A 22,871-nucleotide genomic window follows, 5' to 3' on the forward strand; every position below is an offset into this window, starting at 1 on the left:
TCAAGTAAAGGGGTACCCTCGGCGTCATGCCCACGCAGAGGACGACCCCCCGCATCGACCCGTTGACCATGGAGGTCGTCGAGCTCATCGGCGCGGTGGTGGCCCGCTACCACGAGGAGTACGAGGACGCCGCCGCCGAACACAGCCTCACCGGCGCCCAGGCCCGTCTCCTCGGCCTGCTTTCCCTGGAGCCGCTGCCCATGCGTCGCCTCGCCCAGAAACTTCGCTGCGAGCCGTCGAACGTGACCGGCATCGTGGACCGCCTGGAGACGCGGGGCCTGGTGGAGCGCCGCCCCGACCCCCATGACCGCCGGGTGAAACTGGCGGCCGCCACCGCCGAGGGCCGCCGGGTGGCCGGCAGCCTCCGGAACTCCCTGGACTTCGCCCGCGAGCCACTGGCGGGCCTGAGCGCGACCGAGCGGGAGACGCTGCGGGAGCTGTTGCGGCGGATGCTGGAGGCGTGAACGCGCGGGCGTAGGCGTACGGTTCCGGTTCCCGCTGCGCGACGAGCGCGAAGCCGGGGCACTGTCGAACGTACGGTCGATGCGTCACCGACACCGCGCCGACCGACTGACGGTCGCTCAGCCGATCACCGTCAGCCGGCCGTCGGTCGTTCCCGGTCGTGCGGGCACGCTCGGCGTCAGGCGCACCACCACAGGAACTTCTCGCACGTCTCCGAGGGCGACGGCTCGGGGGCCGGGTCGTCGGGGGTGGGGTCGGCGGTGGGTTTCGTCGTCGGGTCGGGGCCGGCCGTGGCGGCCGGGCCGGTGGGGGACGGGGCGGGGCGGGAGCCCCCATTCGCGGACTGGCCCTCGCGGTCCTTCTCCTGCTCGGCCTCGTCCTCGTCCTTGTCGTCCTTCTCCGACTCAGAGGCGGACGGGGAGGCCGACTTGGAGGGCGAGGCGGACGGGGAGGCGTCCTCGCCCGAGCCGTCGGCCGTGCCGTCCCGCTCGGCCGACCCGCCGTCGGGAGAGGCCGAGGAACCGCCCGCGGACTCGTCGTCGGCCGCGTTGGTCGTCGTACCGGAGCCGGGGGACTCGATACCCAGCTCCGCCAGGCTCAGCGCCCCGACGGCCAGCAGCAGCCCGGAGCCGATCAGCAGGACGCGCTTGCGGCGGCGCCGGTGGGCGGCGGCCTTGCGGTCGCGGCGGTTGGAGCGTGTCCCCGAGGCGCGCTCCCGGCCGGCCCGGCGGCGCGAGGCGCGGGGGCCGGGCTCGCCCTCGGGCGCCGGGGAGGTCTCCTCAACTTCCTCGGCGTGTGCGTCGGCGTCGTCCGCGTACGCGGGGAGCTCTTCGACGGGGGTGCCGCAGCCCGGGCAGGCGAGGGCGCCGTTGAGGTGCCGTCGGCACGGGTGGCAGTAGTCCATGACGCGGGAAGACTAGATTCCGCACGGGGGGCGTTCCTAGGGTCTCCTGTGAAGGTTGTGTGCGGAACTTGTCTTTCCGGTTTGCCCAGTTGAGGTCGAGCCCCACCATTCGCCCCGATGCCGGCGCACGCCGAGTGGTCCGCCGCACGCCGGGTGCGACGGACCACAGGGCCGAGGGGCCGGGAACTGCTCGGTTCAGGTCTGTTTCCGGGCCGTCATCGCCCGCTGGATCAGGATGAACGCGCCCAGCAGCACACCCGTGGCGATCTTCGTCCACCAGGAGCTGAGCGTGCCTTCGAACTGGATGATGGTCTTGATCAGGCCCAGTACGAGGACGCCGAACAGGGTGCCCAGGACGTAACCGGAGCCGCCCGTCAGCAGCGTGCCGCCGATGACGACCGCGGCGATCGCGTCGAGTTCCATGCCGATGGCGTGCAGCGGGTCACCGGACTGGATGTACAGCATGAACAGCAGGCCGGCCAGCGCCGAGCAGAAGCCGCTCACCGTGTACACGGCGATCTTCGTGCCGCCCAGCGGAAGCCCCATCAGCAGCGTCGACTGCTCGTTGCCACCGACGGCGTACACCCGGCGGCCGAAGCGCGTGTAGTGGAGTATGTAGAAGGCGGCGGCGATGACAACCAGGGAGACGACGGCGCCTATGGACAGCTCGCCCAGTCCGAGCGGCACCCGGGTCTGGGCCAAACTGCTCACGGTGGAGTCGCTGATGGAGATGGACTCCTTGTTGATGACCAGGCAGAGGCCTCGGAAGAGGAAGAGACCGGCGAGGGTCACGATGAACGGCTGGATCTCGAAGTTGTGGATCACATAGCCCATGAGGAAGCCGCCGAAAGCGCCCACCCCGAGGGCGAGCGGGATGACCAGCAACAGCGGCAGTCCCTGACGCTCCACCATCCAGGCCGTGAACATGGTGGTGAAGCCGATCACCGAGCCCACGGACAGGTCGATGCCGCCGGACATGATGACGAAGGTGGCACCGACGGCGGCGACCAGCAGATAGCCGTTGTCGATGAACAGGTTGAGGAACACCTGCGGTTCGCCGAACCCGTAGTTCTGGTAGCGGCTCAGACCGGTGATGTACATCGCCAGGAACAGGGCGGCCGTGACCAGGACCGGCAGCCGCCGGTCGCCGAGCAGGCGGGTGACCAGGGACGCCTGGGAGGCGGTACGGCCTTCCGGCACCGTGGGGGTCTTGGTGGTCGCGCTCATCGCGACACCTCCATCTTCGGGGCGGCGTCGGCGGCGGGAGTGGCCGGGGCCGGGGTGGCGGCCGGTCCGCGTCCCTTGGCGCCGAAGACCTTGGCCCGGAACTTCGGGGACTGCAGCAGGCAGACGACGATGACGACGGCGGCCTTGAAGACCAGGTTGGTCTGGGTGGGCATGCCGATGGTGTAGATCGTGGTGGTCAGGGTCTGGATGACGAGGGCGCCGACGACGGTGCCGCCGATGGAGAACCGGCCGCCCAGCAGCGAGGTGCCGCCGATGACGACCGCGAGGATCGCGTCCAGCTCGATCCACAGACCGGCGTTGTTGCCGTCCGCGGCCGAGGTGTTGGAGCTGATCATCAGGCCGGCGATGCCCGCGCACAGGGCGCAGAACATGTACACCATGATCTTGATGCGCCGGGAGCGGATGCCGACCAGACGGCTGGCCTCGGCGTTGCCGCCGACCGACTCGACGAGCAGGCCGAGCGCCGTACGGCGGGTCAGGGCCACGGTGACGGCCACGACGGCGGCGACGACGAAGATGGAGAAGGGCAGGGTCAGCCAGTAGCCGCCGCCGATCAGCTTGTACGGCTCGCTGTTGATGGTGATGATCTGGCCGTCGGTGATCAGCTGGGCGATACCGCGTCCGGCGACCATGATGATGAGGGTCGCGATGATGGGCTGGATGCCCATCCGGGCGACCAGGAAGCCGTTCCACAGGCCGCAGACCACGGCCGCCACCAGGCCGATGCCCATGGCGAGGAAGACCCCCGCCAGCGCGTTCTGGTCGGCCTGGTCGCTGATGTACGAACAGCTCAGGGCGGCGGTGATGGCGACCACGGCGCCGACGGAGAGGTCGATGCCGCCGGTGGCGATGACCAGGGTCATGCCGACCGCCACCAGGATCAGCGGCGAGGCGAACAGCACGATCGAGACGAGGCTGCCGTAGAGGTGGCCGTCGGTCATCCTGATCGCGAAGAAGTCGGGTGTGAAGGGGACGTTGACGAGCAGCAGGGCGATCAGGACCGCGACCGGCCAGAACAGGTGGTGGTGCGTCAGTGCTCGCCAGCGGGAGGGGGTGGTCACTGCCGGGGTACTCACTGGTGCTCTCCGCTCGCGATGGTCTCCAGGATCTTGCTGGTGGTGATCTCCGGCCCGTTGGTCAGTTGTGCCACGAGCTTGCGGTCGCGCAGCACCCCGATGGTGTGGCTGAGCCGGAGCACCTCCTCCAGTTCGGCGGCGATGTACAGCACGGACATGCCGTCCTCGGAGAGCGAGACCACGAGCTTCTGGATCTCCGCCTTGGCGCCGACGTCGATGCCGCGCGTCGGCTCGTCGAGGATCAGCAGCTTCGGCTGGGTGATCAGCCAGCGTGCGAGCAGCACCTTCTGCTGGTTGCCGCCGCTCAGCTGGCCGACGCGGGCCTCGGGGTTGGCGGGGCGGATGTCGAGGGCCTTGATGTACTTGGCGACGAGTTCGTCGCGCTGGGAGGCCGGGATGGGCCGGGTCCAGCCGCGGGATGCCTGGAGGGCGAGGATGATGTTCTCGCGCACCGTGAGGTCGGGGACGAGACCCTCGGTCTTGCGGTTCTCCGAGCAGAACGCGACACCGGCGTCGATGGCGTCGTTGGGGGCGCTCATCGAGATCTGCTTGCCGGCGACGGTCACCTTGCCGCTGTCGGGCTGGTCGGCGCCGAACAGCAGCCGGGCCAGTTCGGTGCGGCCCGAGCCGAGCAGTCCGGCGAGGCCGAGCACCTCGCCCTTCTTGATCTCCAGGTCGAAGGGGGCGATACCGCCGGTGCGGCCGAGGCCCTCGGCCTTGACGAGCGTCTCGCCGACGTCGGAGCGCAGCTGGTGCTCGTGGAGCTCCTCCAGCTGGTCCAGGGCCTTGCCGATCATCAGCTCGATCAGCCCGACCTGGTCGAGGTCGGCCACCATGTGCTCGCCGACCAGGGTGCCGTTGCGCAGCACCGTCATCCGGTCGCAGATCTCGTAGATCTGGTCGAGGAAGTGCGACACGAAGAGGATCGCGACGCCCTCGTCCCGCAGCCGCCGCATCAGGCGGAACAGTTCGAGGACCTCGTCGCGGTCGAGGCTGGAGGTGGGCTCGTCCAGGACGAGCACCTTGGTGCCGGAGCCCTGGCCGTCGCTGTCGCCGTGGCCCACCGACCGTACGATCGCGACCAGTTGCTGCACGGCCAGCGGGTACGAGGACAGCGGTGCCGTCACGTCGATGTCGAGGCCGAGCCGGTCGACCATCTCCGCGGCCTGCTTGCGTATCTGCTTCCACTGGATGCGGCCCGCGCGGGTGGGTTCACGGCCGATGAAGATGTTCTCCGCCACCGAGAGGTTGGGGCAGAGGTTGACCTCCTGGTAGACCGTGCTGATGCCGGCGTGCTGGGCCTCCAGCGGGCTGCCGATCCGCACGGCCTTGCCGTCGAGGGTGATGGTCCCGCCGTCGAGGGGGTGGACCCCGGTCAGCACCTTGATGAGGGTGGACTTCCCGGCCCCGTTCTCGCCCATGAGGGCGTGGATCTCGCCGGGGAAGAGCCGGAAGTCGACGCCCGACAGAGCCCGTACCCCCGGAAACTCTTTGACAATGCCCGTCATCTCCAGGACGGGCCGCGGCTCTGCCATGAGCAGCGCTCCTCTTGACATGGGTTCAGGCCCGCGGGGAGCCTCCGGGACCTGGGCGAACCCGGGTCCCCTGGAGGCTCCCTGCCGGTGCGGAAGGGTCAGTACTTACGGGTGGGGAGCGCGTCCTTGGCCTGGTCCTGCATGAAGTCGCTCTCCTTGGTCTTGATCCAGCGCTCGACCTTCTCGCCGGCGGCGACCTTCTTCACGACATCCATCAGCTGGGGGCCGAGCAGCGGGTTGCACTCGACGATCGCGTTGATCTTGCCTTCGGACATGGCGATGAAGCCGTCCTTCACACCGTCGACCGTGACGATGAGAATGTCCTTGCCGGGCTTCTTGCCGGCCGCCTCGATGGCCTGGATGGCGCCGAGACCCATGTCGTCGTTGTGCGCGTAGAGGACGTTGATGTCCGGGTTGGACTGCAGGAAGGCCTCCATGACCTGCTTGCCGCCGTCCCGCGTGAAGTTGCCGGTCTGGCTGGCGACGATCTCCCAGTCGCCCTTGTGCTCGGCGTCCATGACCTCCTTGAAGCCCTTGGCGCGCTCGATCGCGGGGGCGGCACCGGCGGTGCCCTCCAGCTGGGCGATCTTCACCTTGCCCTTGTGGCCGGCCTTCTCCAGAACCTTCTCAAGGATCTTGGCGGCGCGGCGGCCCTCGTCCGTGAAGTCGGAGCCCACGAGGGTCACAAAGAGGGACTCGTCGGAGGTCTCGATGGAGCGGTCGGTGAGGACCACGGGGATCTTCTTGGCCTTGGCCTCCTTCAGCACCGCGTCCCAGCCCTTGACGACGATCGGCGAGAAGGCTATGACGTCGACACCCTGGGCGATGTAGCTGCGGACCGCGGAGATCTGGTTCTCCGGCTTCCCCTGGGCGTCGGAGAACTTGAGGTTGATACCGGCCTCCGGCGCGGACGCCTTCACCGATTCGGTGTTGGCGGTGCGCCAGCCGCTCTCGGAGCCGGTCTGGGCGAAGCCGAGGGTGATCTTCTTGTCGCCGCCGCCGGAGTTGCCGCCGGAGCCCTCGTCCTCCTTGGCACAGGCCGCCAGGGTGCCCGCAGCCGCCACGCCGATCGCCGCGGTCAGGAAGTTCCGTCTGTTGAGCATGTTTCTTCTCCTTTGAAGGGCCGGTCCGGGAAAGGACCGTTGGTACTCAGGGGCGGCCGCACCGCGTCCAACCTGTCGATCATTGTTCGAAATGTCGGCCATGCTGATGAAGGAATGACGTTTGCTTGTTCGGTGCCGCGTCAGCCCGGAGCGGTCCCCGCCAGGGGGACGTACGGGAAGGTGCTGGCGCGGACGACGAGCTGGGGTTCGATGGCGACCCGGGAGACCGTGGGGGTCCGGCCCTCGATGAGGTCCAGCAGGAGAGCGATGCTCCGCTGCCCCACCGTGGCGAAGTCCTGTCGGACGGTGGTGAGCGGCGGGGCGAAGAACTCCGACTCCGGGATGTCGTCGAAGCCGACCACCGCCACGTCCTGGGGGGTCCGGACGCCTGCCTCGCGCAGGGCTCGCAACACCCCCAGCGCCATCTGGTCGTTGGCGACGAAGACAGCGGTCAGACCGCGGCCCACCCAGCCGGCCAGTTCCTGGCCCGCGCGGTAGCCCGAGAGCGGACTCCAGTCCCCCCGCAGCGGCTGCGGCGGTTCGACGCCGGCCTCCTCCAGGGTGGCCCGCCAGCCGGCGATCCGGTCGGCGGCCTCCTGCCAGTACTCGGGTCCGGCGAGGTGCCAGACCTTGCGGTGACCGGCGGCGAGCAGATGGCCGGTGGCCAGCCGCGCACCCAGGTGCTGGTCGACGTTGACGCTGGGGATCTCCGCGCCGGAGCCGGTGCCCACGGCCACCACCGGGAAGGGGTGGCGCAGTTCGCCGAGGGCGGCGACCGCCGAGCGCTGCGGAGCGAGGGCGATCACTCCCTCCACCCCGCCATCGCTGAGACGGTCCAGGGCCTCGGAGAGTGCCTCCACGGTCAGCTCCCGCAGACTGACCGTCGAGACGAGGTATCCCTCGGCCCGTGCCGCCTCCTCCAGTGCGAAGAGGGTGCTGGCCGGGCCGTAGAGCGTGGTGTTGGAGGCGACCACGCCCAGGGTCTGGGTGCGCCTGGTCGCCAGGGCCCGAGCGGAGAAGTTTCGGCGGTAGCCCATCTCCTCGATCGCGCGGAGCACCTTGGCCCGGGTCTCGTCCCGCACGTTGGGGTGGTCCCCCAGCACCCGGGAGACGGTCTGGTGGGAGACCCCGGCCTGGCGGGCGACGTCGGCCATGGTGGGCGGTCGCAGCTGCGAGGACGTCACGGCCGCACCTCCTTGGCGGTCGTTTGCCGATAAGACCCGTCGTACGGGAGCGGGCTCCCGCGTCGGCGGTTTCATACCAAAATTCCGGAACGCTCCAGGACATCCGACGGTAAGGCGAGTTGGCGCGAGTCCGACACGACGCTCACACCTCCTTGGATGTTGCCGGGTGATGAATGGTGCGTTGCGGAGGTCATTGTGAGCGCTAACAATTCCCGCCGGTCAAGAGGGCTGCAGCAGGGAAGGCGGTCACGTTTGAGTAACGCGGCGGGCGGCGCGGGTCACGACGAGGACGTTCGGTGGCGCCGACCGGCCGTCAACGGCCTTGCGGCCCGAAGGTGTTGACGCGAGCCACCTCGCGGCTCCGCGTCGACTTCGGCGCTCGATGCGATTCTCCCTGGCGGGGGCCACCTTCCGGCACGACGACCGGGTCGACAGCGGGCCGGCCCCGCCGTCCCCGGCAAGTCCGGAACTCGCCGCACGGCGCCCAACTCACCCTGGACGCAACGGACATCACGCCCGCCACCAGGGGCCTCTTGGACATCCGCACCCTCGCCAAGGACATCGCTCACATCCGTGCGCCGCGGGCCGCGTTCGCCCTCGCCCGAATCACCACGTACCGTTCCCGGGACGCGGGCCGCGCGGGTCGCTCTGGACACTTGTGTGTTCGACCCATTGACACTCAGACCGGGTCGTCCTTACTGTCGCGACCAGCATTTCGAACGAGCGACGAAATTTCGAACAGACTACAGAGGGCAGGGAGTACCGTGCGCATCACGGGAATCAGCACGCACGTGGTCGGGACGCCGTGGCGAAACCTGACCTACGTCCTCGTGCACACCGACGAGGGTCTCACCGGCGTCGGCGAGACCCGCATGCTGGGCCACACCGACGCGCTGCTCGGCTATCTGCACGAGGCGAAGACCAACCACATTCTCGGCTCCGACCCGTTCGCTGTCGAGGATCTGGTCAAGCGCATGAAGTACGGCGACTACGGGCGCGCCGGCGAGATCGTGATGTCCGGCATCGCCGTCATCGAGATGGCCTGCTGGGACATCAAGGGCAAGGCCCTCGGCGTGCCGGTCTGGCAGCTGCTGGGCGGCAAGGTCACCGACAAGGTCAAGGCGTACGCCAACGGCTGGTACACCACCGAGCGCACGCCCGAGGCGTACCACAAGGCGGCGCGCGGGGTGATGGAGCGCGGGTACAAGGCGCTCAAGATCGACCCCTTCGGGACCGGCCACTTCGAGCTGGACCACCAGCAGAGCCTGTACGCCGTCTCGCTGATCGAGGCCGTGCGTGACGCCATCGGACCGGACGCCGAGCTGATGCTGGAGATGCACGGCCGGTTCTCGCCCTCGACCGCCGTGCGGCTCGCCAAGGACCTGGCACCCTTCAAGCCCGCGTGGCTGGAGGAGCCGGTGCCGCCGGAGAACCTGAAGGCGCTGGAGAAGGTGGCCGCCAAGGTCGACATGCCGGTGGCCACGGGTGAGCGCATCCACGACCGGATCGAGTTCCGGGAGCTCTTCGAGAGCCAGGCCGTGGACATCATCCAGCCGGACGTCGGCCACATCGGCGGCATCTGGGAGACCCGCAAGCTGGCCGCGACCGCCGAGACCCACTACATGCTGGTCGCACCGCACAACGTGGGCGGCCCGGTGCTGACGGCGGCCTCCCTCCAGGTCGGCTTCACCGCCCCGAACTTCAAGATCCTCGAGCACTTCAACGACTTCGCGGACGCGGACATCAAGAAGGTCGTCTCGGGCGCCCCGGAGGTCGTGGACGGCTACTTCCACCTCTCCGACAAGCCCGGCCTCGGGGTCGAGCTGGACGTGGACGCGGCGGCGGAGTTCCCGCAGCAGCAGGCGCGCTTCGACCTGTGGGCCGAGGGCTGGGAGCAGCGCAAGCCCAAGGGGACCAAGTGAGTTCTTCCCCCGACGCGGCAGCCGCCGTCGTCATCGAGGCGCCGGGCGAGCACCGTCTCGTCCCGCACGAGGCCAGGCCGCCGGAGGCCGGCGAGGCCCTGGTCCGGGTGCACGCCTCCGGGATCTGCGGCAGCGACCGCGAAGTCTTCCAGGGCAACCGGCCGGAGGGGTACGTCCGCTACCCGCTCACCCCGGGCCACGAGTGGTCCGGGACGGTCGTCGAGGTCGGCGCCGGGGTTCCTTCAACTCTTGTAGGGCGCAAGGTAGTTGGCGAGGGTTTCCGTAACTGCCAGGTGTGCGACCGCTGCCACGCGGGCGAGACCACACTGTGCTCCGCGGGGTACGAGGAGACCGGGTTCACCCAGCCCGGCGCGATGGCCACGACCCTCACCCTGCCCGCCCGTCTGCTGCACGTCCTGCCGGACGACGCGGATCTGTCGGCGGCGGCGCTGCTGGAGCCGGCCGCGTGCATCGCGGCAGCCGCGCTCAAGGCGAACGCCGTTCCGGGTGAGCGGGTCGCCGTGGTGGGGACCGGGACGCTCGGGATGTTCGCCGTTCAGTTCTTGAAGGCGGCCTCCCCTGCCGAGCTGCTCGTCGTGGGCACCCGGCCGGACCGCGCGGAGCTGTCGAAGCGCTTCGGCGCGACCGACTTCCGCACCAAGGACCAGGACTTGCCGGGCGACTTCGACGTGGTCATCGAGACCGCCGGATCGGCCGACGCGGCGCGCACGGCCGCCGCCCTGCTGCGGCGCGGCGGCCGGCTGGTCCTGACGGGCATCCCTGCGCCGGGCGCCGACGGGCTCGACCCGACGGACCTCGTCGTACGGCAGCTGGAGGTGCACACGGTGTTCGGCGCGGCGCCGGACGCGTGGGCGCACACGGTGCGGGTCTTCGGAGCCGGGCTCCTGGACCCGCTGCCGCTCGTCACGCACGAGCTTCCACTGGCGGAGTTCTCGCAGGCCATCGAGTTGGTGGGGTCCGGCGACCCGACGGTCGGAAAGGTCCTGCTGCGGCCATGACACACCCCTGAGCCGTACGCCGGTACGGGGTACCTGATGACTTCGTACCGGCGTACACCCAAGAGTTTTGTGCACCAAGAGCCGCGAACCTCGTCCGAAATACCGAACATGAAGGACAGCTTGTGACCGACACCACCGCTCCGGCCCCGCGCCGACCCGGCGAGCAGGCCCTCGCCGCGCTCGGGCTCGACGCCCCCGCCCTCGACCCGTCCGACGCCTCACCGCACACCTTCCCCGGTGGCGGCCGCTGGCGCACCGAGGTGCCCTCCGTGGAGGGGCCCGAGGCGCTCGCCGTGGTCCTCAAGGAGGCCTCGCGGCTCGACGTCCCGATCCACCGGATCAGCCAGGGCAGCGGTGTGTGGATGCTCACCGACGCCGAGATCACCGAGATGGTGGAGGCGACGGCCGAGCGCGACATCGAGCTGTGCCTGTTCACCGGCCCGCGCGGCACCTGGGACATCGGCGGCTCCACCCGCACCGACTCCAAGGGCGGCGGTCTGCGCGCCCGGGGCCACGACGCGGTCGCCGGCTGCGTGGAGGACGCCGTGCGCGCGACCGAGCTGGGCGTGAAATGCCTGCTGGTCGCCGACGAGGGCGTGCTGTGGACGCTGCACAAGGCGCGGGTGGCGGGGATCCTGCCGGCCGACACGACGTTCAAGGTGTCGGCGCTGATCGGACCGGTGAACCCGACCGCGTACGCCGTGTACGAGAACCTCGGCGGCGACTCGATCAACGTGCCGAGCGACCTCACGCTCGACCACCTCACGGAGATCCGGCGGGTGTCCGGCGCCCCCATGGACATGTACATCGAGGCGCCCGACGACCTCGGCGGCTACGTCCGGATGTACGAGGTCGCCGAACTGATCCGGCGCGGCGCGCCGATCTATCTGAAGTTCGGCCTGTCGAAGGCCCCCGGGATCTACCCCTACGGGCACCACATGCGGGACCTCACGCTGTCCACGGCCAAGGAACGCGTACGGCGCGGCCGACTGGCCCTGGATCTGCTCGCACGGCACGGAGCGGACGGCGACATGGCCGCGCTCGGCTCCCGCCTGCCGGGCGAACTGAAGCGGTTCGGAATTCCCTCATAACGAACCGGACAACTGTCTTCACAGAAGAAGACGCGGTCACACAGAATCCCCCACATCCTCTCCGGCAGCGTTCGGCTCATGAAGCGCCGACCCCGCCAGAACGATCCAGGCCTTCAAGACATCAAGGATGATGATCATGCGCACTCGCCGAGCCGCACTCGCCGCCATAGCCTCCGCCGCCTCGCTGGCCCTCACCCTCTCCGCCTGTGGCCAGAGCGGCGAGGGTGGCAGCAAGGACGAGGGCGGCAGCACGAAGGGCGCCACCATCGGCATCTCGATGCCGACCAAGTCCTCCGAGCGCTGGATCGCCGACGGCGACAACGTGGTCAAGGACCTCAAGTCCAAGGGCTACAAGACCCAGCTGGTCTTCGGCGAGGACGACCCCGCCAAGCAGGTCTCCCAGATCGAGAACATGATCACGCAGGGCGTGAAGGCCCTGATCGTCGCGGCGATCGACAACAAGTCGATGAACAACGTGCTCCAGCAGGCCAAGGACGCGAACATCCCGGTCATCTCCTACGACCGCCTGATCCTCGGCACCGAGAACGTCGACTACTACGCCTCCTTCGACAACGAGAAGGTCGGCGAGCTCCAGGCCAACTACATCGTCGAGAAGCTCGGCCTCAAGGACGGCTCCAAGAAGGGCCCGTTCAACATCGAGCTCTTCGCCGGCTCCAACGACGACAACAACACCCGCTACTTCTTCAACGGTGCGATGAACGTCCTCAAGCCGTACATCGACAAGAAGCAGCTGGTCGTGAAGTCCGGCGAGACCGACATCACCAAGGTCACCACGCTGCGCTGGGACGGCGCCACCGCCCAGCGCCGTATGGACGACATCCTCACCAAGGACTACAAGAGCGGCAAGGTCGACGCCGTCCTCTCGCCCTACGACGGCATCTCCATCGGCATCCTCTCGGCGCTGAAGTCCGACGGCTACGGCTCCAAGGACAAGCCGCTGCCGATCGTCACCGGCCAGGACGCCGAGGTCGCCTCGGTGAAGTCGATCATCGCGGACGAGCAGTCGATGACCGTCTACAAGGACACCCGCGAGCTCGCCAAGGTCGCCTCGAACATGGTCGACGCGCTGCTGAACGACAAGAAGCCCGAGACCAACGACACCGAGACCTACGACAACGGGTCCAAGGTCGTCCCGGCCTACCTGCTTGAGCCGGTCGCCGTCGACAAGACCAACTACCAGAAGGTCGTCGTCGACTCCGGCTACATCAAGGCCGGCGACCTCAAGTAACCGCCGGCACCAACGGATTGGAAGGCACGACCATGGCGGGACCCGTCCTGGAAATGCGCTCGATCGTCAAGACCTTTCCCGGCGTCAAAGCGCTGTCGGACGTCACCCTGACCGTCCGCCAGGGCGAGGTCCACGCCATCTGCGGTGAGAACGGCGCCGGAAAGTCCACCTTGATGAAGGTGCTCTCCGGCGTCCATCCGCACGGCAGCTACGAGGGCGAGATCCTCTTCGAGGGAGAGGTCTGCGAGTTCAAGGACATCCGCGCGAGCGAGCAGCGCGGCATCGTCATCATCCACCAGGAGCTGGCGCTCTCGCCGTACCTCTCCCTGGCGGAGAACATCTTCCTCGGCAACGAGCACGCCAAGGGCGGGTTCATCGACTGGCGGGAGACCCTGCGGCACGCCAGCCAACTGCTGCGCAGGGTCGGCCTCGACGACCACCCGGAGACCCGGGTCACCGACATCGGTGTGGGCAAGCAGCAGCTGGTGGAGATCGCCAAGGCGCTGTCCAAGAAGGTGAAGCTGCTCATCCTGGACGAGCCGACCGCCGCCCTGAACGACGAGGACAGCGGCAAACTCCTCGATCTCATCCTGGAGTTGAAGAAGCAGGGCATCACCTCGATCATCATCTCCCACAAGCTCAACGAGATCCGCAAGGTCGCCGACTCGGTGACGATCATCCGCGACGGGAAGTCGATCGAGACCCTCGACGTCAAGGCCGAGGAGACCACCGAGGACCGGATCATCAGCGGCATGGTGGGCCGCGACCTCGACAACCGCTTCCCCGACCGCACCCCGCACGAGCCGGAGGTGGGCGCGGCACCGGCCCTGGAGATCCGGGACTGGACCGTGCTCCACCCCATCGACCAGCAGCGCAAGGTCGTCGACAACGTGTCGATCAGCGTGCGGCGCGGGGAGATCGTCGGGATCGCGGGCCTCATGGGCGCCGGCCGCACGGAGCTCGCGATGAGCGTCTTCGGCCGGACCTACGGCCGTTACGCGGGCGGCACGGTCCTCAAGGACGGCACCGAGATCCGTACGAAGTCGGTCGCCGAGGCGGTCAAGCACGGCATCGCGTACGTGACCGAGGACCGCAAGCACTACGGCCTCAACCTGATCGACACGATCAACCGGAACATCTCGCTGACCGCCCTGAACAAGGTCGCCAAGCGGGGCGTCGTCGACGAGCACGAGGAACGCCAGGTCGCCGAGCGCTACCGCAAGACCATGAACATCAAGGCCCCGACGGTGTTCGAGCCGGTGGGCAAGCTGTCCGGCGGCAACCAGCAGAAGGTCGTCCTCAGCAAGTGGATCTTCGCCGGTCCGGACGTGCTGATCCTGGACGAGCCGACGCGCGGCATCGACGTCGGCGCGAAGTACGAGATCTACACGGTGATCGACAAGCTGGCCGCCGAGGGCAAGGCGGTCGTCTTCATCTCCTCCGAGCTGCCGGAGCTCCTCGGGATGTGCGACCGCATCTACACGATGGCCGCGGGCCGGCTGACAGGCGAGTTCTCGCGTGCCGAGGCCACGCAGGAATCGCTGATGCGCCAGATGACGAAGGACAAAGAGGTAACCCGATGAGCACGGATGTGACCGCCAAGAGCCCGGCCCCGGCGCCGCCGGGCGGCACCGGATCGGCCACGGGCGGCAACCTGTTGCAGCTGATGCTGGACGGTATGCGCCGCAACATGCGGCAGTACGGCATGCTGATCGCCCTCGGCCTGATCGTCGCCTTCTTCGCGATCCTGACCGGTGGCGACCTGCTGCTGCCGCGCAACGTCTCCAACCTGGTCCTGCAGAACAGCTACATCCTGATCCTCGCGATCGGCATGATGCTGGTGATCGTCGCGGGCCACATCGACCTGTCGGTCGGTTCGCTCACGGCCTTCGTGGGCGCCTTCGCGGCGGTGCTGACGGTGCAGCACGACATACCGTGGCCGCTCGCCGTGGTGCTCTGCCTGATGGCGGGCGCGGCCGCGGGCGCGGCCCAAGGGTTCTTCATCGCGTATTTGGGCATACCGTCGTTCATCGTCACTCTCGCCGGCATGCTCGTCTTCCGCGGTGTCACGGAGATCCTGCTGGAGGGCCAGACCCTCGGACCCTTCCCCAAGGGTCTGGAGAAGATGGGCAACGGCTTCCTGCCCGAGGTCGGCCCCACCACGAACTACCACAACATCACGCTGCTGCTGGGCTTCACGCTGATCGCCTTCGTGGTCCTCCAGGAGGTGCGTGACCGCAAGCGCCAGCAGGAGTTCGCCCTGGAGGTCGCTCCGCGCAACATCTTCGTGCTCAAGCTGGTCGCCATCTCGGCCGCGCTGCTCACGGTCACGCTGCTGCTCGCCAGCTTCCGCGGCGCGCCGATCATCCTGCTGGTCCTGGGCGCGCTGGTGGTCGGCTACGGCTATGTGATGCGCAACTCCGTCTTCGGCCGGCACATCTACGCGATCGGCGGCAACCTGCCGGCCGCGAAGCTCTCCGGTGTCAAGGACAAGAAGGTCACCTTCCTGGTCTTCGTCAACATGGGCGTGCTCGCGGCCCTGGCGGGTCTGGCGATCGCCGCCCGGCTCAACGCGGCCTCGCCGAAGGCGGGTCTGAGCTACGAACTGGAGGCCATCGCCTCGGCGTTCATCGGCGGCGCGTCCATGAGCGGCGGTGTCGGCACCGTCCTCGGCGCGATCATCGGCGGTCTCGTCCTCGGCGTGCTGAACAACGGCATGAACCTCCTGAGCATCGGCACCGACTGGCAGCAGGTCATCAAGGGCCTGGCCCTGCTGGCGGCCGTCGGCTTCGACGTGTGGAACAAGCGCAAGAGCGGTTCCTGACACAGCGTGAGGGGGCCTCGCCGAAAGGCGGGGCCCCTTTTTTTCATGGACAGACATGAACAGGCATGAACAGGAAAGTGGGGCGTCACCCGTGAAGGAAGTCTTCGGCAAGCTCGCCGACGGGACCGAGATCCACCGCTGGTCGCTGGAGAACGGCGGGACGAGGCTGAAGGTCCTGTCGTACGGCGGGATCGTGCAGTCGCTGGAGGTCCCTGACGCCGAGGGCCGGTACGCGAACGTCTCCCTCGGGTTCGCCACCGTCGAGGAGTACGCCGCCGACTCCCCGTACTTCGGCGCGCTGATCGGCCGGTACGGCAACCGTCTCGGCGAGGGCCGCTTCACGCTGGACGGCACGACGTACGAGCTGTCCGTCAACGACGGTGCCAACAGCCTGCACGGCGGTGCCGGGGGCTTCGACAAGGTCGTGTGGGACGTCGAGCCGTTCGAGCGGGACTCGGAGGTCGGGCTGTACCTGACCCACACGAGCGCGGACGGCGACATGGGCTACCCGGGCACGCTCGACGTGAAGGTGACGTACACGCTCACGGCGCGGGGCGAGTGGCGTATCGACTACGAGGCCACCACCGACCGGGCCACCGTCGTCAACCTCACCAACCACGTGTACTGGAACCTCTCCGGCGAGGGCAGCGGCTCGGTCGGCGACCACCGGCTGACCATCGCCGCCGGTCGCTACACGCCCGTCGACCCCGGTCTGATCCCCACCGGTGAGCCTGCGGCGGTCGAGGGCACCCCCTTCGACTTCCGGACGGGCAAGACGATCGCCGAGGACCTCCGCGCGGCCGACCCCCAGCTGCTGTACGCCAAGGGCTTCGACCACAACTGGGTGCTCGACAAGGGCGTCACGGCGGAGCCGGAGTGGGCCGCCACCCTCACCGACCCGGCGTCCGGCCGCACCCTGACGGTCTCCACGACCGAGCCGGGGCTGCAGTTCTACTCCGGGAACTTCCTCGACGGCACGCTCGTCGGCCCCTCCGGGAGGATCTACCGGCAAGGGGACGCACTGTGCCTGGAGACGCAGCACTTCCCCGACTCGCCGAACAAGCCCTCGTACCCGTCGACGGTGCTGCGGCCCGGTGAGACCTACCGGTCGACGACCGTGCACGCATTTTCGTGACGCGAACATGACGCAGATTCTTCGGTAAGATCTTCACAGCGCGCTCACAATTTCCCACGGGGCTCCCTGTGGTTGAACAGCGCCACCCCAGCACGCGTATGTAGGGGCGGCCCGTGCTCCCCCGCGCGGGCCGCCCTTAGTCGTCGGGCCCGGTCGTCCCCAACGGGTCCGCCCCCTACGGAGGTTCCATGGCCGACAACGTCACCTCGTTGTTCCGCAGCACTGCGGCGCACAGCCCCTCGATGGCTGCGCTGACACGTGAGGGCGGCGACGGGGTGGGTCCGGTGGACTTCTGTATCCCCTGCAACCCCTACTTCCCCACCCCGGCCATGTTCGACGACATGGCCGGCAAGCTGCGCGACATCATCACGTACTACCCGAGCAGCGCCGACACCATCACGGCCGAGCTGTGCAACCTGCTCCAACTGCCGCCGCAGTGCGTGGCGATGGGCAACGGGTCGACCGAACTCATCACCTGGATCGACCATCTGCTCGTCCGGGAGTCCCTCGCCGTCCCCGTCCCCACCTTCGGCCGCTGGACCGACCAGCCCATGGAGACCGGCAAGCGGGTCGACATGTTCCCGCTCCAGGAGTCCAGCGGCTTCGCCCTCGACCTCGCGCAGTACGCCGAGTTCATCCGGGCCCGGGGCACCAGGGTCGCCGTCATCTGCAACCCCAACAACCCCGACGGCGGCTTCCTCCACCGGCACGCGCTGGTGCAGTTCATGGACGCGATGGCCGACCTGGACCTGATCGTCATCGACGAGTCGTTCCTGGAGTTCGCCGACGCCGAGTCCGAGCCGTCCACGGTCCAGGACGCGGTCATGCGGCCCAACGTGGTCGTGCTGCGCAGCCTCGGCAAGAACTTCGGCCTGCACGGCATCCGCTTCGGCTACCTGGTCGCCAACCCGGCGCTCGCCGGGAAGATCCGTTCGATGCTGCCGAAGTGGAACCTCAACTCCTTCGCCGAGCACGTGGTGTTCATGCTGAAGAACCACGGCGCCGAGTACATGGAGAGCCTGCACCAGGTCCGCCGGGACCGGCTGGACATGGCCCGCCAGCTCTCCGCCCTCCCCGGGCTGACGGTCTACCCGTCGCAGGGGAACTTCCTCTTCGTGCGTCTGCCCGTGGGCGCCGAGGGCACCGTGGTCCGCGACCGGCTGCTCACCGAGCACCGGATCCTGGTCCGCGAGTGCGGCAACAAGGTCGGCTCGTCCAGTCGCTTCCTGCGACTCGTGGTCCGGCCCCAGGTCGACGTGCGTCGCCTGGTGTCCGGCCTGGAGTCGGTTCTCTACGGGTCCAGGAGGGGAGCCGCCGTACCCGAGCTGAGCACCGGGACCAGCTACAGCTCGGGTACGGCGGCCGTGGACCGGCTGATGGGCGAGACCAGCGGGACCGGCATGCAGAACCTCGCCGCGCAGGCCATGAGCATGCCGACCCCGGCCCCCGCGTCCTCCATGCAGTTCGCGTCCCCGGCGCCCGCACCCGCACCCGCACCCGCACCCGCACCGGCGCCGATACCTGCACCGGCGCCGATACCCGCCGCCTCCCCGCAGTTCCCGTCCCCGGCGCCCGCCCCCATGCAGTTCCCGTCCCCGGTGCCCGCGCCGGCTCCCATGCCGACGCCGGTGCCCGCGCCGGCCCCGATGCCCGCCGCACCGGCGGCCTCCATGCCGGCCCCCGGGCTCCAGCCCGTCGCCCAGACCGGTATGCCGGGTCTCGCGACCGCCGCGCAGGGCCGCCGCAGCATGGGCGCGGCCCAGGGCCTCACCGCCGCCCAGGTACGCGGCCGCACCCAGCCGGAGCCCCTGGAGGAGCCGCAGGGGTGGCCGGCGGCGGGAGCGGTCTACAACCAGGTGGGGTGAGGCTCTCCCCTCCGCCGCTCGGCGCGGATCAGCACAGCCCAGCGCATCGCAGGAGCCGACGCCCCCAACGGGCCCCGCACGGGCCGCCGTTGGGGGCGTCGGCCTGTCGTGGCGTGCCCAGTGAACGGCCATGGCGCCGATTCCGTACTTCCTGTCGGCGAGAGGACATCTCGGTCGTTCCTGGTCGCCGTCACGCCGTCGGAATCAAAACGCAACGCCCTCGGCCCCGTACACACCGGTACGCACCATACGATCAAGCCCGATCACGACTCCTGTAGGAAGCTGGAAGTGGGTGGACCGTGCGCCACAACGCCCGGACGATCGTGGCGGTCACGGCCGCACTGGGACTCGCGGCCGGGCTGTCCGGCTGCGGCGGCGACGCGGGCGCGGAGTCGGGGACGGTCTCCCTGACGGTCGTCGCGACCAACTACGGCGACAGCGTGCGCAAGAACTCCGAGGGCTACTGGGACCGGGTGGCCCTCGCCTTCGGCGCCGAGCACCCGGGCATCGAGGTGGACGTCAAGGTCTACGAACCGGACGAGGTCGACGAGAAGGTCGCGGAACTCGTCGAGCGCGGCGAGGCACCGGACATCGTGCAGACGGACAGCTACTCCGAGTACGCCTCGCGCGACCTCCTCTACAGCGCCGACGAGGTGCTCTCGGTCCCGGTCCAGGCGTCCTTCGTACGGAGCCTCGCGAACGCCGGGGAGATGGACCGCGCCCAGTACGGCATGCCCTTCACGGCGAGCACCCGGCTGCTCTACTACAACAAGGACCTGTTCGCGGCGGCGGGCCTGGAGCCGCCGACGACGTGGGACGAACTCGTCGACGCCGCACGGGTGTTGAAGGCGCGGGGCGTGAAGTACCCGATCGCCGTGCCGCTCGGCCCGGAGGAGGCGGAGGCCGAGACGCTGACGTGGCTGCTGGCCGGCGACGGCGGCTACACCGATTCCACCAACCGCTACGACATCGCGTCCGCCGCCAATGTGGCGACGCTGACCTGGCTGAAGGAGAACCTGATCGGCGAGGGCCTCACCGGCCCGGTCCCGCCCGGCGAACTGAACCGGGCCGAGGCGGCCGACGCGTTCCTCACCGGAGAGGCGGCCATGGTCAACGCGCCGCTGTCGCTGATCCGCCAGATCGAGGACTCCTCCGACTCCGTCCCCTACGGTGCCGTACCGCCGCCGAGCCGTGACGGCGCCACGACGCCGACCATGGGCACGGCGGACTGGGTCGTCGCCTTCCGCAACGACGACCACCGGGCCGCCATCGGCGAGTTCCTCGACTTCCTCTACTCCGACAAGTACGTGATCGAACAGGCCGCCCAGTACGAACTGCTGCCCGTCACCACGTCCGCCGCCGACGCGATGCGCGCCGACAAGGCCCACAAGCCCCTGTGGAACGGCCTGGACACCCTCCAGAACCTCCGCCTCTACCCCGTCGCCGAGACCAACTGGTCCGAGGTGGCCACGGAGATCCGCCGCCGCATCGGCAAGGCGGTGGCCCCGGGCGGTAACCCCCGGGAGGCCCTGGAGTCGATCGCGCAGACGGCACGATGAGGGACCACGGGCGGTGATCGAAGCCGTGGGCCCGTACGTCGGCGCTGCCAGAAGGGGGCGCGAGTCGTCCTGGTGGAGAGGCGGTTCATCACATGGCACCCGGTGCAGTGACGCGGGAGCGGTTGGCTGGTGCGGCGCGGGCCGCGCTCGGCGGCGGACGGCGGCTGGAGGGGGTCGAGCGCGTCGCGGGCGGCAGCAAGAAAGGCGTGTACCGCCTGGTGATGGACGACTCGACGACCGCGATCGCCTACCTGTGGGACGACGCCGAGAACTACTGGCCGGCGGCCGAGGGGGACGAGGACCTCGCCGACCCGTTCTCCCCCGGCCTCGGGCTCGATCTGTTCGAGGCCGCTCACACCCGGCTGGACGCACTCGGCGTCCGCGTTCCGGCGATCCGTCTCCTCGACCGTGAGGGCGTCCACCGCCCGGCCGACCTCGCGATCGTCGAGGACCTCCGGGGCGAGACCCTGGAGGAGTTGCTCGCGCGCGACCGGCACGCGGCGGCCCCGGTCATGGCCCGGCTGGCGGAGTCGCTGGAGGCGATGCGGGACCACCGGGCGCCGACGTACGGCAAGGTCGCCGTGGTCGACGAGGGCGGGACCTCGCGGGGCACGTCGTGCGAGGGCGTGGTGCTCGACCGTGCGCTGCGGGACCTCTCCGAGGCGGCCTCGCGCGATAGGCGGATGGCGGCCGCCCGCGACCGGCTGGAGGAGCGGCTGCTGGGCCTGGCGGCGGCGGTGCGGCCGCGCGCGGAGTACGCGGTCGTGCACGGCGAACTCGGGCCCGACCATGTGCGGGTGGACGCGGACGGGAACCCCGTGGTGATCGACATCGAGGGCACGATGTACTTCGACGTCGAGTGGGAGCACGTGTTCCTGCGGATCCGCCTGCACGACGCCTACCGGCCGCTGAGGGTGGCCGGGCTGGACGAGGACCGGCTCGCGCTGTACATGCTCGCGCAGCGGCTCTCGCTGACGGCGGGGCCGCTGCGGCTGCTCGACGGGGACTTCCCCGACCGGGCCTTCATGGCGGGCATCGCCGAGCACAACCTGCGGCAGGCGCTGAAACTGGTCCGCGTCTGAATCCCCGGCCCGACCGTTCACGAGGGAAGCAGGCGATCCGGGTACGCGTTGCACTGTCGCATGAGCCTGCGATTTTCGCTGACGGGTCCGGTGCGAGCATGGCGCGACGAGAAGGAGATCGAACTGGGGCCACGCCAACAGCGGGCGGTGCTGGCGGCGTTGCTGCTGAACAACGGTGTCCGGGTGAGTATCGACCAGCTGATCGACATGGTCTGGGACGACCCGACGCCGAGCGCGGTCATGGCGTTGCGGACGTACGTGTACAAGATCCGCAAGATGCTCCCGGAGCTGGACCTGACGTCGCGGGACGGCGGGTACACCGCCCGCGCGGAGATCGTCGACGACTGCGGCGGCGAGCCGCTGGAGGGCCTCCGGGGCACCTACTTCGACGCCCAGCGGGCACGGCTCGGCGACCACCGGCTCAAGTTGCGCGAGGACTGCCTCGAACGCGAACTGGACGCGCTGAAACTGCAGGCCCACGTCGCCGCCTTCCCCCTCAGGGAGCGTCCCCGCGCCCTTCTGATGAGCGCGCTCTACCTGGAGGGCAGGCAGGGCGAAGCGCTCGACCACTATCACCGGGCGCGCGCCCTCCTCGGCGAGGAACTCGGCCTGGAACCGGGGCCGGAGCTGCGCAGGGTCCACGCGCAGATCCTCAGCGGCGACCTCACCGCGCCGCGCAGGCCGGAGCAGCTGCCTCCGGACCTCATCGACTTCACCGGCCGCGCCGAGGAGATCGCGCAGGCGCTGCGGACGCTGCCGGGCACCGTGGGCATCACCGGTATGCGGGGCAGCGGCAAGACCGTGCTGGCCACCCGGGTCGGCCACCTCGTCAAGGGCCGCTTCCCGGACGGGCAGATCGTCGTCAGGGGCCGGGACGTCGCCGGTGAGCTGTTGCGGGCGGTCGGGGTGGAGAACCCTGTGGGCGACAAGGCCGCGCTGTGGAGGGAGAAGGCGCGCGGCAAGCGCTTCCTCGTCGTGGTCGACAACGTGCGGGACGCGGCCTCCGTACGCGATCTGGCCACGCCCGGCTCGGCGATGATCCTCACGAGTGTCCGCCGGTTGCACGAGCTGCCCGGCGTGACCTGGGTAGCGGTCGCCGGGCTGACCGAGGGGGAGGCGCGGGAGTTCTTGCGCCGGAGCATCGGACCGGCACGCGCGGACGCGGAACCCGAGCAGGTCGGGGCGCTGCTGGAACACTTCTCGCGGCTGCCGGCCCCGATCAGGGTGGTCGCCGGCACGCTCGACTCACGCCCCGACTGGACGATCGGGATGTTCCTGTCGCAGTTGGAGCGGGAGAAGAAGCCCACCGGCGCTCTCCCCTCCGACTGCGTCGCGATGCTGGCACCGATGATCGCCGCCGATCAGGAGCTGAGCGACCCGGAGCGGCACCTGCTCCTCTGCTTCGCGCGCCAGGACGCCGAGGTGATCGACTCCCATGAGGCGGCGCGGATGTCCGGGGCCGACCCCGGCGAGATCGAGCGGATGCTGGAGTCGCTCGCGGGGGTCCATCTCATCGAGCCGCTCGTGCTCGGCCGCTACCGGCTGCCGCGGTTCGTGCGCCTCTACTTCATGCTGCGCACGCCGACGCTGACCGGCTGAGGTTCGTGCTGACG

Annotated in this window: 18 protein-coding genes; 12 read left to right on the forward strand and 6 right to left on the reverse strand. The window is 69.3% G+C overall.

Annotated elements, in window-relative coordinates; genetic code table 11:
* Positions 1-26 precede the first annotated feature (26 nt).
* Complete coding sequence (locus tag GWK25_RS32965) at positions 27-464, forward strand: MarR family winged helix-turn-helix transcriptional regulator (protein ID WP_215455214.1); 438 nt, start codon at positions 27-29, stop codon at positions 462-464.
* A gap of 176 nt (positions 465-640) precedes the next feature.
* On the opposite strand, the gene GWK25_RS32970 is transcribed toward GWK25_RS32965, so the two are convergent.
* From GWK25_RS32970 to GWK25_RS32995, 6 genes are all read right to left on the reverse strand, one after another.
* On the reverse strand, positions 641-1,366 hold the full coding sequence (locus tag GWK25_RS32970; RefSeq protein ID WP_215455215.1) for a hypothetical protein: 726 nt from the start codon (positions 1,364-1,366) through the stop codon (positions 641-643).
* A gap of 195 nt (positions 1,367-1,561) precedes the next feature.
* On the reverse strand, positions 1,562-2,593 hold the full coding sequence (gene yjfF, locus GWK25_RS32975; RefSeq protein WP_215455216.1) for a galactofuranose ABC transporter, permease protein YjfF: 1,032 nt from the start codon (positions 2,591-2,593) through the stop codon (positions 1,562-1,564).
* On the reverse strand, positions 2,590-3,690 hold the full coding sequence (locus GWK25_RS32980) for an ABC transporter permease (RefSeq protein WP_308010690.1): 1,101 nt from the start codon (positions 3,688-3,690) through the stop codon (positions 2,590-2,592). Before GWK25_RS32980 ends, yjfF begins: the two co-directional genes overlap by 4 nt.
* Positions 3,687-5,225 carry a sugar ABC transporter ATP-binding protein gene (locus GWK25_RS32985; protein ID WP_215455217.1) on the reverse strand — a complete coding sequence of 513 codons (1,539 nt, stop codon included), beginning with the start codon at positions 5,223-5,225 and terminating at the stop codon, positions 3,687-3,689. Before GWK25_RS32985 ends, GWK25_RS32980 begins: the two co-directional genes overlap by 4 nt.
* A 98-nt stretch (positions 5,226-5,323) precedes the next feature.
* Positions 5,324-6,328 carry an ABC transporter substrate-binding protein gene (locus GWK25_RS32990; protein WP_215455218.1) on the reverse strand — a complete coding sequence of 335 codons (1,005 nt, stop codon included), beginning with the start codon at positions 6,326-6,328 and terminating at the stop codon, positions 5,324-5,326.
* A gap of 140 nt (positions 6,329-6,468) precedes the next feature.
* On the reverse strand, positions 6,469-7,512 hold the full coding sequence (locus tag GWK25_RS32995; RefSeq protein WP_215455219.1) for a LacI family DNA-binding transcriptional regulator: 1,044 nt from the start codon (positions 7,510-7,512) through the stop codon (positions 6,469-6,471).
* A 764-nt stretch (positions 7,513-8,276) separates the two neighbouring features.
* On the opposite strand from GWK25_RS32995, the gene GWK25_RS33000 reads away from it, so the two are divergent.
* The 11 genes from GWK25_RS33000 to GWK25_RS33050 all read left to right on the forward strand — a co-directional run bounded on the left by GWK25_RS33000 (position 8,277) and on the right by GWK25_RS33050 (position 22,857).
* Positions 8,277-9,434, forward strand: a complete 1,158-nt coding sequence (locus GWK25_RS33000; protein ID WP_215455220.1) for a mandelate racemase/muconate lactonizing enzyme family protein — start codon at positions 8,277-8,279, stop codon at positions 9,432-9,434.
* On the forward strand, positions 9,431-10,453 hold the full coding sequence (locus GWK25_RS33005) for an alcohol dehydrogenase catalytic domain-containing protein (RefSeq protein WP_215455221.1): 1,023 nt from the start codon (positions 9,431-9,433) through the stop codon (positions 10,451-10,453). The genes GWK25_RS33000 and GWK25_RS33005 overlap by 4 nt, the downstream gene beginning before the upstream one ends.
* 122 nt (positions 10,454-10,575) lie before the next feature.
* Complete coding sequence (locus GWK25_RS33010; protein WP_215455222.1) at positions 10,576-11,544, forward strand: hypothetical protein; 969 nt, start codon at positions 10,576-10,578, stop codon at positions 11,542-11,544.
* Positions 11,545-11,680: 136 nt separating this feature from the next.
* Positions 11,681-12,793, forward strand: a complete 1,113-nt coding sequence (gene chvE / locus GWK25_RS33015; RefSeq protein ID WP_215455223.1) for a multiple monosaccharide ABC transporter substrate-binding protein — start codon at positions 11,681-11,683, stop codon at positions 12,791-12,793.
* A gap of 32 nt (positions 12,794-12,825) precedes the next feature.
* The gene (gene mmsA, locus GWK25_RS33020) at positions 12,826-14,376 is read left to right on the forward strand and encodes a multiple monosaccharide ABC transporter ATP-binding protein (RefSeq protein ID WP_215455224.1); all 1,551 of its coding nucleotides are present in this window, start codon (positions 12,826-12,828) and stop codon (positions 14,374-14,376) included.
* Entirely contained in the window at positions 14,373-15,617 is a 1,245-nt protein-coding gene (mmsB, locus tag GWK25_RS33025) for a multiple monosaccharide ABC transporter permease (protein ID WP_215455225.1), read from the forward strand. Before mmsA ends, mmsB begins: the two co-directional genes overlap by 4 nt.
* Positions 15,618-15,672: 55 nt before the next feature.
* Positions 15,673-16,752 carry an aldose epimerase family protein gene (locus tag GWK25_RS33030; protein ID WP_215455226.1) on the forward strand — a complete coding sequence of 360 codons (1,080 nt, stop codon included), beginning with the start codon at positions 15,673-15,675 and terminating at the stop codon, positions 16,750-16,752.
* 188 nt (positions 16,753-16,940) lie between these two features.
* Complete coding sequence (locus GWK25_RS33035) at positions 16,941-18,617, forward strand: histidinol-phosphate transaminase (RefSeq protein WP_215455227.1); 1,677 nt, start codon at positions 16,941-16,943, stop codon at positions 18,615-18,617.
* Between the two features lie 299 nt (positions 18,618-18,916).
* Entirely contained in the window at positions 18,917-20,176 is a 1,260-nt protein-coding gene (locus GWK25_RS33040; protein ID WP_215455228.1) for an ABC transporter substrate-binding protein, read from the forward strand.
* Between the two features lie 92 nt (positions 20,177-20,268).
* On the forward strand, positions 20,269-21,258 hold the full coding sequence (locus tag GWK25_RS33045; RefSeq protein WP_215455229.1) for a phosphotransferase family protein: 990 nt from the start codon (positions 20,269-20,271) through the stop codon (positions 21,256-21,258).
* Between the two features lie 60 nt (positions 21,259-21,318).
* Positions 21,319-22,857: a BTAD domain-containing putative transcriptional regulator gene (locus GWK25_RS33050; RefSeq protein WP_215455230.1), complete on the forward strand. Its 1,539-nt coding sequence runs from the start codon at positions 21,319-21,321 to the stop codon at positions 22,855-22,857.
* The last annotated feature ends 14 nt before the right edge of the window (positions 22,858-22,871 follow it).

The sequence above is a fragment of the Streptomyces sp. ATCC 21386 genome (genome assembly GCF_018728545.1).
GTDB lineage: Bacteria > Actinomycetota > Actinomycetes > Streptomycetales > Streptomycetaceae > Streptomyces.